We start from the raw sequence: 9,838 nt of genomic DNA, 5'->3' as shown, positions 1-9,838 counted from the left end.
GAGTCGCACTCTCACGAGTGCGTGGATTGAAACATGCAGGCTATCAATCTTGAAGCCACAATGGAGAAGTCGCACTCTCACGAGTGCGTGGATTGAAACCTTTCGGTTACGTGTACCTTTTACTAATTTTTTGGTCGCACTCTCACGAGTGCGTGGATTGAAACGAGGAACGCCGCGATGGAGAAAGGCTGGTTGGCAGTCGCACTCTCACGAGTGCGTGGATTGAAACCAACTTTCCGCACGGCATGAGGAAGAGAGGCGGCGTCGCACTCTCACGAGTGCGTGGATTGAAACCCTGAAAAGCGTGGGGAATCTCTGAGGCGCGATTGTCGCACTCTCACGAGTGCGTGGATTTAGATGTCGTAGACTGAACGACCTAATATCCCTGGAATAAGAAGGAGCTGTTGGCTATAACGCTCATTAAAAACACCCTTCATTTTTAGTGAAGGGTGTTTTGACATTCGTGAAAAGAAACAGCTCAGAAGCCTTCAATCATTTCCGGGGTTAATCCCGGTAGATCATATTTCTTTACAATATTTCCGTCCTCGGAGACTTCAATGGAGTGGTGGACTTTCGCAGAAGAATATTGACCACTTTTACAGTTATGTTCCCACCAAATGACTTTTTGAATAGACATGCTGCCTTCCGGTCGTGCAGAGGAGGCGTCTCCTTCAAACATCTGAGGAAGAACTTGTTTGAAAATGGAGGCATCTTCATCCGAGAAGCCTGTGAGTTCTGCCAGCTGTGGATTGATTGCTCCAAAGAAGACATAGGTGCCCTTGTCCACCCGGTGCTTCATGCCCATGGTGTCGGAAGATTTTTTGCTGCCGTCTCCGTCATTGCTGACACTTTTCGTAATTTGTGTACTAGTGATATTCACTGTATCTTTGCTAAAGGCTGGTTGAATGGTGACTGGGCCTCTGATTCCTATGGAGACGCCGGTGCCTTTTGCCGCATCTTTGTCTTTTAAGGCAAAGACCTGTCCAAAAGCTCTCACATCGTACCATTCCTGACAGGCTTTTTGTGCCAGTTCAGCAGACGTACCTTTTTGTTTCAGGATGGGAGTAGCACGTTCTTTCAATGTTTTATAGTCGTCTATACGTCTGTCGTCTGACTGGACAAAGATGTTTTGTCCCATGTCCATCAGTTTATTGCGGATTTTTCTTTTAAGACAGACATCGGAGATTTCTCCGAGTCCTTCCAAGGTGGTTCTGGGCCGGTTGCCATCGAGAGGGTCTCCGTTGGGGTTAGCGTTCGTAACGGTAAAGATGACGGCAAAGTCGATTTTATGATTAAGGCTCATGATGTGGTTTTATAGTGTTGAATTAATGTTTTATTCTAAGATTTATTTTGCCAGTTCAGCATTTTTTTCTTCTTTAGTTTTGTAAATGAAGGCTCTCTGGCAGTGGTAACCGAGGAGGTAGGCGCCGGTTAATGGTCCGTTATCCATGAACTGTCCCATGAGGAATGTTTCCATGATATTGTCTATGTAAGCATCATAGCTTTTCAAGAAAGAAACGGTGTTTTCATTTTTCTTCAAAATGTTGCGATAGGGCTGAATGCTTTTTTCCAGCATGGGCCATGTTTCTGACGGTCTTTGCTGGAACCGCTGCATAAGTTTTTCCGCATTGGTGGGGCGGGAGGTTTTCGTGATATTTAATGCTGATGTTTCGATGGCTTCTGCAACGGCTAAAAGACGGCCGAAGAGGTAACTGCGATCTGTGATTTTTGGATCAAGGCTCATGGTATCTGAGGACGAAGTATTTGTTTGTGGATGATTATAAAGATAAACGGAACAGGATACTCCCAAGGTCATTTCCCATTCCCACCATTCCATGGCATGTCGTTTGGATGTCTGGAGAACACATTGTTTTTCCAGGTCCGGAGGAATGGGAAGATTGTGAAGAATACAGGGTAGTAGTCTGGAGAGGGCGTGTTTGCGTAGTTTATCGTCTACCTTTATTCCATACGCTGCTTTGACAATCATGGAGATAGACGGCGCGCCAATATAAGATCGGTCATTTCCTTCTTTGTCTTTAGGAAGGCGTTGTTTCCATCTGGCTTTGGAATGCCAGGAAAGCAGGTTGTTAAGGTATTCGGAGACGGTGAATTCCTGAAAGCTCGAGAGGGACATGCGCCCCGGCGACGCAGAATTCAAGCTGAGAACAAGAACACGGTTTTTAATATCGTTTTCATTCAATGATGTCCGCAGCAGCTCTTTTCCTCCTCCGGAGAGTTCTTTTTTAAATTGCTTAATCAATTGGGTAACTTGGTCATTCGGTGTTGGCTGGTCGGGCGTGTAGTGTTCCCATTCCTGCACATTGCCACAGGGAGACGGAACTTTCAACAGACCGGGAGACCAGGCGAGAACGACAAGATCTCCATCATACCAGCCTTGGCGAGAGATAAGCCAGCGAAGCGCGCTGTGGGCTTTTTGGGTGACTTCCGTACTTACTCCGCACGCTTCATCCGCTTCAATGAATCTGCCGCGGTAGGTATAGCCGGAACTGTCATTGGAAGAAATGAGTTTGGCTTTGTCGCCGGCGTTTCTGATGCGTGCCGGGTGAGTGGTTGCCAGAGGCGCTGTTTTTCCCAAGACATAGCACATCCCTTCTTTGTTGGCCTTGGATTCCGTATAAATCCGCCAGGATTCGTACATGGCGGGGTCTTCATACACTTCCGGAGGGCTTCCATCCCTGCTGTTGACCTTCCATCTTATGAACGCATTTTCCTGGGTGGATGCTCCCAGGATTTCAAAGATGTCGGGCATTTCCCGTTTGTCCCCTTTCCATACAGGAAGCAGAGTGTTGGTGGAATCTTCCGCATATAGGATTCCCCCGTTGATCAAGTCCGTGATCAGGGATTTTTTACGAATATAGGCCAGAACGGCGTTCAGTTTAACATTACCGGGATCAAATGCCGCCCATTCCGATAATTGCTGTTCATATTGTTCGTAGGATTCCTGAAGGGTTTTGAGTTGCTTTGTCCGTTTGGCCGGGGATTCTTCCGGAGGGAAATAGTCAGCGTTATCACCTGCCACGTATTGGAGCTTGTCACACAGAGGGTGGGCACAGGCTCCGCTGGTGCGGCCTCCTGAGGCTTCCGTAACGGGGATGATGGTGGGTTGACTGTTCTGATTGTTGATGGATGCATTAATTAGCTCTCCCTGTTTGTTCAGTGTGATGGTGATGTGAGCATTCTGCATGCTGTGGTACAGCGGCAGAAGAGGGGTAATGAGGCGTTCTTTCCTGTTGCCGTGGGCCGGTTCTTTGTCAATACGACCCACATAATCACGGTTTTGTTCATAGGTGGCGTATAAGGCGTACATCCAGTTCATCTTTTTCTTTTTCCTTTCATTCTCTCAGGCTCAGATCATTCAGTCCGCTGGATCTTGGCGGACATGCCGCCATGGGGCGTACATGCTTGACAATTTCGCATGCTTCAGGGCGCACGAAGCGGATCATTCCATTTTCCATGACCGGACGCCAAAAACGTATGGAAAGCTCCTCTTTTCCCGTTTCATCCGGATAATTGAAACCATGGAACATGAGTCCGAAAGACGTGTTTCCATATTGGTCATAGAATCCCTTTCCTTCTCCAAACCGGCATGGTTCCACGTATCCCTGGCATTCCCTGGTTCCCAACGCGATGTCCCTACGTCCTCCGCGGTCAATCATGCGACGGGCAATTTCATAATGCTTGCCGTCGATCCGGTCCTTGGACATATCCGGACGGTACATGTTCCATTCAAAATGAGCCTTGACTTGATATTCCACATCTTGAAGGTAGGTATATACGGATAAATCCGCCCCAGCTTCATGATATTTGATCAGTTTCATATTTTTGGGAACCAGGCGGATAGGGCGCATTATTCTCACCTCGTCAATTAACCAGATCAGGGTGGGTTTCCAGTAGACCGCCTTTACAATTCCTTTCAGGGCTTCATAAGTGGGGATTTGATAAGAACATTTTTCTCCGCCTATCCGGGTGAGGGGGTCGGAGAAAAGCGCATATTTCCCGTAGACCTTAAATTCGATTTGATTAAGCATGAATATGAAGCTGTTGAAATTTTTAAATCCGGGAAACGGTCAGCGCACCGGAAGTCTCTCCGGGGTCTGTGAGAAAGCCCAGAAATGGATCATATTTATTAGGTACTGTTGTATAAATATCCACTCCTTCCTGTATACGCATGATGTCTCCAGAATTCAAGTATTTTTCAAGAAGTTGGCTGGAAATCGCGACGGAATAGGCTCTGGCTTTTTGGATCCATTCATTCCATTGTTCCCATTCTTCATCCGTATGAGGATTCATGTTCCAGAGTTTTTCCCTGCATTCTTCCCCTCTTCCATAAGGGGTGATAACAGCTATTGTATCATCCTTGATTGGATGATAGTGGCGTGCTGCCGAGTCAAAGGCCTGGAAAAGACGGAGGGGAGCATATTTGGACTGCTGACGGGAATGTGTCATCAGTTTGGAATTTTGAGATAGCGCATCCTCCATGTTGGTGGCGACGTCGGAGCATATAAACGGGTAGGATAGATGATCATGATTATGAGAGCGGGTGAGCTTGCCGTAGAATTCCTTAAAATAGAGCGAAACGGATTTATTTCCCAGAATTCCTCCTTCTTCAGGATCACAAATCATTCCCATAGCAATTTCCCTTCCGATTTCAAGTTCCGGTAGAAAATCCAGTCTTTCCAGATTGCCTGCGGGATTAATCAGGATAACTCTTCCCCCGGAACGGTTGGCGTCCCTGTTGCATCGGCCTGCCGCCTGAGTGCAGGAATCCAGGCCGGCCACGCTCCGTATGATTACGTCAAAGTCTACGTCCACTCCGGCCTCAATGAGGCCGGTACTGATGCACACAACGGCTTTTCCCTTCCTTCTGGCCTTTTCCAGAGATTTTTTGTCAATACGGTTCGTGATGATTTCTTTCCTGTGGGCAGGGCACATATTGGTGCTGAGGTGGAAAACGTCCGCCTCTGTATTCAGGTCCCGGCAGGCGCAGGCCAGTTTGGAGGCCAGTTTTTTGGTGTTTACGATGACGAGGGTGGGGCCTTTGGAAGAAGCTTGCTCCATGATGAAGTCCCTCATTTTTTCTACAGTCCAGTAATTGGAGGGTTTCCGTTCACAGACAACCTCGCATTGACGGAATTGGCTAAATTGATCGAAGTAAGCTTGGCTGTCCGGAATAATAGGTGTTTCGATGAGATGAGCATGCGTTCCGTCTTCCGTGGCAGTTTCCGGAGGAGTAGCCGTACAGCGGATGGTGCTGCTGTGGCAGATGCCGGCGAGAAAATCCAGCGAATGTTCAAAAAGCCGTAGTGAGGTTGGGGGAATAGCTTGCACTTCGTCAAAAATAACAACGGCATTTGCCAGGGAGTGCATGCGCCGCACATACTGTTTGCCGGATGCATATAAGGCATTCAAGTATTGGACGGATGTAGTGAGTACAATGGGAACGTTCCATGTTTGAGTGGCTTCCATGTACCAGGTTTTTCTTTCCGGTGACCATGGTTCCATTTCTCCCTCCTTGTTAAGGGTTTCCTTCACCAGATTGGAATGATGCTCCAGGATGCAGTCTTTATATTCATTTCCAAGTACTTTCCGGATGGCATTGGCCGTTTGGTCAAGAATGGAGGTATAGGGAATGATGTAAATGATGCGTGACAAATGGTGCCGCCGTGCATGTTCCAGGGCAAATCTAAGGCTTGAGAGGGTTTTGCCTGCACCGGTGGGAAGTGTAAGGTTCCACTTGCCAACTCGTCCTGGCGCAGCTTGAAGGCACTCCTGCGACATGGCTGCCCGGCTTTGATTGATGGGAGTATCAGCCTTGAATTGTTCGAGATGTTTATTCAAGTTTTTTAACATTCCTTCCCAATCCGGTTCCGGAATGCTTTCGTAGCTTCCTTTTCCAGAAGCACTAGTGTAATCCGCTTCGATAAGGCTGCTCAAGCAGAACCGTGCGATTAGTCCGGCATGGAATGCTTGTTTTTTTGGACAGTGGCCAAACAGTGTTGTAAGGAGGGTGTAAACATTCTTGAATTCCGTGGCCAGTTCCGTTTTTTTCAGGAGAGAGTAGTAATGCTCTTTCTCCTGAAACGTCAATTTGGACAGGATTTCATCAAGATGGGTTTTCTCGCCGGATTTTTCCATGCGCTTGGAGAATACGTCATCTCCGGGCATCGTGCCACGGAAGCAGTCAATGAGAGCAGAGTTGTGATGGGAGGCAATACATAAAGCAATGATTTGCCGGAAGATAAAAAATTCTTCAGAGTCCTCCGGGATGGGGAAATAATTCCAGACAAACTGGGCTCCAGCAGTGGAATGGTCTATGCCGCCTTTTGGAATTGGAGGACTGATATGTTGAGAGAGAGCATCCATGTATTGCTGAAAGTCTGCACTCATTTTGCCGAAGTCGTGCATGCCGCCGATCAAGGCTCCAAATTGCGATAGCCCTAAGGGAGCAAGCAGGGTGGACATCGTACGGGCACATTCTTGTTCGTGAGTGGAAAGAGACTGATGGGGGCGAGCCTGATACATGTGAAACTATCATAGGTTCCATATGATCATTTGCAATATATGAATTGATTAATTTAGTATTTTATTTAGTGTTTCACCCTGAACAGAATTTCCAAGATGTCTTCTTCCTTTTTTTCAGTGCCCCTGGCGGCATTACAGCATTACTTGTATTGTCCCAGGCAATGCGCACTGATTCATCTGGAATGCGCGTGGGCTGATAATCAATTTACGGCGGAGGGGAATGTATTTCATGAACGGGCGGATTCCGGCATGACGGAAAACCGCGGGCGAAAGAGGATCCTGCGTTCTCTTCATATTTCTTCCCTCCAATGGGGAATTCACGGCATTGCGGATGTCGTGGAGGTTGTTTATGCTGAGAAAGGCGGCATTCCCGTATCCATGACGCCCGTGGAGTACAAGGTTGGCAAGCCCAAACCGCACCGTGCGGATGAAGTGCAGGTGTGCGCCCAGGCCTTGTGCCTGGAAGAAATGTTTGGGTTGGAGATTCCCTCCGGTTTTCTGTTTTATGGAAAGACCCAGAAAAGGATGGAGGTGGTATTTGATGAAGAGCTGCGTATTCTGACAGCCGAGGCTATCAGGAATGCCAGGGAGGTTTTAACCGGGGAAGTGACGCCGCCGCCCATGTATTCCAAAGCCTGCAAATCCTGTTCCCTGGTCAATGACTGTCTTCCTAACGTTTGCCGGGAGCACAGGCAGACCATGAAAGCCCGGGTGGATAGTGTGTTTGAAGACAGCTTGGAAACAAGTGAAGCCGATGATTTATGAAGAAGCATTTAAATACATTGTTTGTGACGCTGGAAGGATGCTGGCTGTCCAAGGATGGCGATACTGTAAAAGTCAATGCGGAAGGAACGTGTCTGCTGAGGGTTCCCCTCCATAACTTGGAGGGTATTGTGACGCTGGGATGGGACATAGGAGTTTCCCCTTATTTGATGGGAGCCTGTGCGGAACGCGGCATCACGCTTTCCTTCTGCAATCCTTACGGTAAATTTCTGGCTGGCGTACAGGGCTTCATGAAGGGAAATATCCTGTTGCGCCGGGAGCAATACCGCTGGGCTGATGATGAGGCAAGATGGGTTGGCGTTGCCCGGGAAATGATAGGAGCCAAAATTGCGAATTGCCGCAGTCTGCTTTTAAGGGCGCAAAGAACATACGGGAAAGATTTGTCGGAGGCGATCGATCGTCTGGCGGCTTTTTGCCGCATGGCACGTGGATGCAATTCCGGAGACATGTTGCGGGGCATTGAAGGTTCCGCAGCGGAAACCTATTTTTCCTGCTTGTCCCATTGCCAGAGGACGGAAGATCCGGAGCTGGTGTTTGAAAGCCGCAATAGACGTCCTCCCAAAGATTGTTTTAATGCTCTTTTATCTTTTCTATACAGTTTGTTGTGCCATGACTCCAGGTCCGCCCTTGAAAGTTCCGGCATTGATGCCGCCGCAGGCTTTCTGCACCGTGACCGCCCGGGGCGTCCCGGAATGGCTTTGGATCTGATGGAGGAATTCCGGGCTCCTCTTGCCGATCGCCTGGCCCTTACCCTGATTAACCGCAAGCAGATATCCTCAGATGATTTTGACAAGGAAGAATCCGGAGCCGTTTTTTTGAAGGAAGATTCCCGTAAAAAAGTATTAAATGCCTGGCAGGAACGGAAAAAGACCGTTCTGGTGCATCCTTTTCTTCAGGAAAAAACCACCCTGGGATTGCTGATTCATATTCAGGCCCTTTTGTTGGCACGCCATTTGCGTGGGGATCTGGATTGCTACCCTCCGTTCATCGGCAAGTAAAACGAGCTGTTGTCATGTATATTCTCATTACGTATGATGTAGCTACGGATGACAAGGCCGGACAGCGGCGGTTGCGGCAAGTGGCCCGAGCCTGTGAAAATGTCGGACAGAGAGTGCAGAATTCCGTATTTGAATGTGAATTGCCTCCTGCTCAATTGGTTGACATCAGGAACAAGCTGCTTAAGATTATTGATAGCGAGAGTGACAGCCTCAGAATTTATCATATGGGGTCCAATTGGCATCATAAAATAGAACAATTGGGTAAGGAGAAAAGCTATGACATCTCTGGTTCCTTGATTATTTAAAGACTGTTGAACATGGCCTGTGCGCCAACCTCAAGCTCACACGAATTCCCCGGTAGGTCGGCGATTGGTGTAATGCATTGGGAATAGAAGATTGACAGATAAATACTCAGAAAGAGCAACCGTGCAATGACGGTCTTTTTAGGGAGGTTGGCGCAAAGTATGATTTGCTTTGTTGAGTAGCAATGTATAAGGTTGGGCGCAGGAGTGCGTGGATTGAAACTCCACCACAGCGCACCCCACGTTCACCACTGTTCAGGCGTTAGCCGTTTTACGGAGTGCGTGGATTGAAACTCCACCACAGCGCACCCCTCCTTAACCATCCTCCGTCGCACTCCGCAAGGAGTGCGTGGATTGAAACCGGACAAAGGCAATACGGAAGACCTGAACGCCACGTCGCACTCCGCAAGGAGTGCGTGGATTGAAACGTCTCCGTATAAGCGGTGGAATTCCGTGGTTCACGTCGCACTCCGCAAGGAGTGCGTGGATTGAAACTTATAAGCATCCACCACCAGCTTATTCCCGCAGCGTCGCACTCCGCAAGGAGTGCGTGGATTGAAACGACATCCAGCTTGTCAAGCAGGGAATCGAACAGGGCGTCGCACTCCGCAAGGAGTGCGTGGATTGAAACCGCTTATCTGTGGCGGTGGTACGTGCCAGTCTTGGTCGCACTCCGCAAGGAGTGCGTGGATTGAAACCTGGTCCCAGTTGCCGCCAACGTAGGTAACTTGCGTCGCACTCCGCAAGGAGTGCGTGGATTGAAACAGGCCATGATCGACCGCACCCAGTCCCAGGGATTGTCGCACTCCGCAAGGAGTGCGTGGATTGAAACAAGTTCCGTCGTCGTTTCCCCATCCTGGTTGGTGGTCGCACTCCGCAAGGAGTGCGTGGATTGAAACTTCTTCTTCTTCTTCTTCACTGGAAGATTCAATATTCAGTCGCACTCCGCAAGGAGTGCGTGGATTGAAACAGCGCGGTTGACAGCGTGAAAGCGTGCACTGGGGTCGCACTCCGCAAGGAGTGCGTGGATTGAAACGAATTCAAGAGTGCAATTAGTCATCCGGCAACCCGGTCGTACTCCGCAAGGAGTGCGTGGATTGAAACCAGCAACGCGTCCATGTTATTTCCCCTCCCGTTTGTCGCACTCCGCAAGGAGTGCGTGGATTGAAAAAGAAAAAGCTCTCCGAGCTTGTTTGGTCTAGAGAGCTTTTT

Annotated in this window: 8 protein-coding genes and 1 CRISPR repeat array; of the genes, 4 read left to right on the top strand and 4 right to left on the bottom strand. The window is 48.8% G+C overall.

Annotated elements, in window-relative coordinates:
• Window positions 1–2 precede the first annotated feature (2 nt).
• Window positions 3–359: a CRISPR direct-repeat array (repeat unit 31 nt; unit sequence GTCGCACTCTCACGAGTGCGTGGATTGAAAC).
• Between the two features lie 119 nt (window positions 360–478).
• The 4 genes from cas7c to BHW66_RS00685 are packed head-to-tail and all read right to left on the bottom strand — an operon-like array spanning window position 479 to window position 6,543.
• Entirely contained in the window at window positions 479–1,303 is an 825-nt protein-coding gene (gene cas7c / locus BHW66_RS00700) for a type I-C CRISPR-associated protein Cas7/Csd2 (protein WP_102739676.1), read from the bottom strand.
• 42 nt (window positions 1,304–1,345) lie between these two features.
• On the bottom strand, window positions 1,346–3,337 hold the full coding sequence (gene cas8c / locus BHW66_RS00695) for a type I-C CRISPR-associated protein Cas8c/Csd1 (protein ID WP_102739675.1): 1,992 nt from the start codon (window positions 3,335–3,337) through the stop codon (window positions 1,346–1,348).
• A gap of 16 nt (window positions 3,338–3,353) precedes the next feature.
• Window positions 3,354–4,049: a type I-C CRISPR-associated protein Cas5c gene (cas5c, locus tag BHW66_RS00690; RefSeq protein WP_102739674.1), complete on the bottom strand. Its 696-nt coding sequence runs from the start codon at window positions 4,047–4,049 to the stop codon at window positions 3,354–3,356.
• Window positions 4,050–4,071: 22 nt separating this feature from the next.
• A complete protein-coding gene (locus BHW66_RS00685; RefSeq protein ID WP_102739673.1) occupies window positions 4,072–6,543 on the bottom strand; it encodes a CRISPR-associated helicase/endonuclease Cas3 in 2,472 nt (823 codons plus the stop codon).
• 96 nt (window positions 6,544–6,639) lie between these two features.
• Between BHW66_RS00685 and cas4 the strand changes: the two genes are divergently transcribed.
• The 4 genes from cas4 to BHW66_RS00665 all read left to right on the top strand — a co-directional run bounded on the left by cas4 (window position 6,640) and on the right by BHW66_RS00665 (window position 9,522).
• Window positions 6,640–7,308 (top strand): CRISPR-associated protein Cas4, encoded by a 669-nt coding sequence (cas4, locus tag BHW66_RS00680; RefSeq protein ID WP_094136090.1) that lies wholly within the window; start codon window positions 6,640–6,642, stop codon window positions 7,306–7,308.
• Window positions 7,305–8,324, top strand: a complete 1,020-nt coding sequence (cas1c, locus tag BHW66_RS00675; RefSeq protein WP_102739672.1) for a type I-C CRISPR-associated endonuclease Cas1c — start codon at window positions 7,305–7,307, stop codon at window positions 8,322–8,324. The genes cas4 and cas1c overlap by 4 nt, the downstream gene beginning before the upstream one ends.
• Before the next feature lie 14 nt (window positions 8,325–8,338).
• The gene (cas2, locus tag BHW66_RS00670; RefSeq protein WP_102739671.1) at window positions 8,339–8,629 is read left to right on the top strand and encodes a CRISPR-associated endonuclease Cas2; all 291 of its coding nucleotides are present in this window, start codon (window positions 8,339–8,341) and stop codon (window positions 8,627–8,629) included.
• 746 nt (window positions 8,630–9,375) lie between these two features.
• Entirely contained in the window at window positions 9,376–9,522 is a 147-nt protein-coding gene (locus BHW66_RS00665; protein ID WP_286688817.1) for a hypothetical protein, read from the top strand.
• Window positions 9,523–9,838: the final 316 nt, after the last annotated feature.

Origin of the sequence: Akkermansia sp. 54_46 (assembly GCF_001917295.1) — a bacterium.
In the GTDB taxonomy this organism is placed as follows: Bacteria; Verrucomicrobiota; Verrucomicrobiia; order Verrucomicrobiales; family Akkermansiaceae; genus Akkermansia; species Akkermansia muciniphila.
Note: the sequence above shows the minus strand (reverse complement) of the source record. Positions and strands in the feature narration are given on the sequence as shown.

Bases quoted from the DNA above. Each gene is read 5' to 3' on its own strand.
- BHW66_RS00685 (WP_102739673.1), bottom strand. From the start codon at position 6,543: ATGTATCAGGCTCGCCCCCATCAGTCTCTTTCCACTCACGAACAAGAA.
- cas1c (WP_102739672.1), top strand. From the start codon at position 7,305: ATGAAGAAGCATTTAAATACATTGTTTGTGACGCTGGAAGGATGCTGG.
- cas7c (WP_102739676.1), bottom strand. From the start codon at position 1,303: ATGAGCCTTAATCATAAAATCGACTTTGCCGTCATCTTTACCGTTACG.
- cas5c (WP_102739674.1), bottom strand. From the start codon at position 4,049: ATGCTTAATCAAATCGAATTTAAGGTCTACGGGAAATATGCGCTTTTC.
- cas2 (WP_102739671.1), top strand. From the start codon at position 8,339: ATGTATATTCTCATTACGTATGATGTAGCTACGGATGACAAGGCCGGA.
- cas8c (WP_102739675.1), bottom strand. From the start codon at position 3,337: ATGAACTGGATGTACGCCTTATACGCCACCTATGAACAAAACCGTGAT.
- cas4 (WP_094136090.1), top strand. From the start codon at position 6,640: ATGTCTTCTTCCTTTTTTTCAGTGCCCCTGGCGGCATTACAGCATTAC.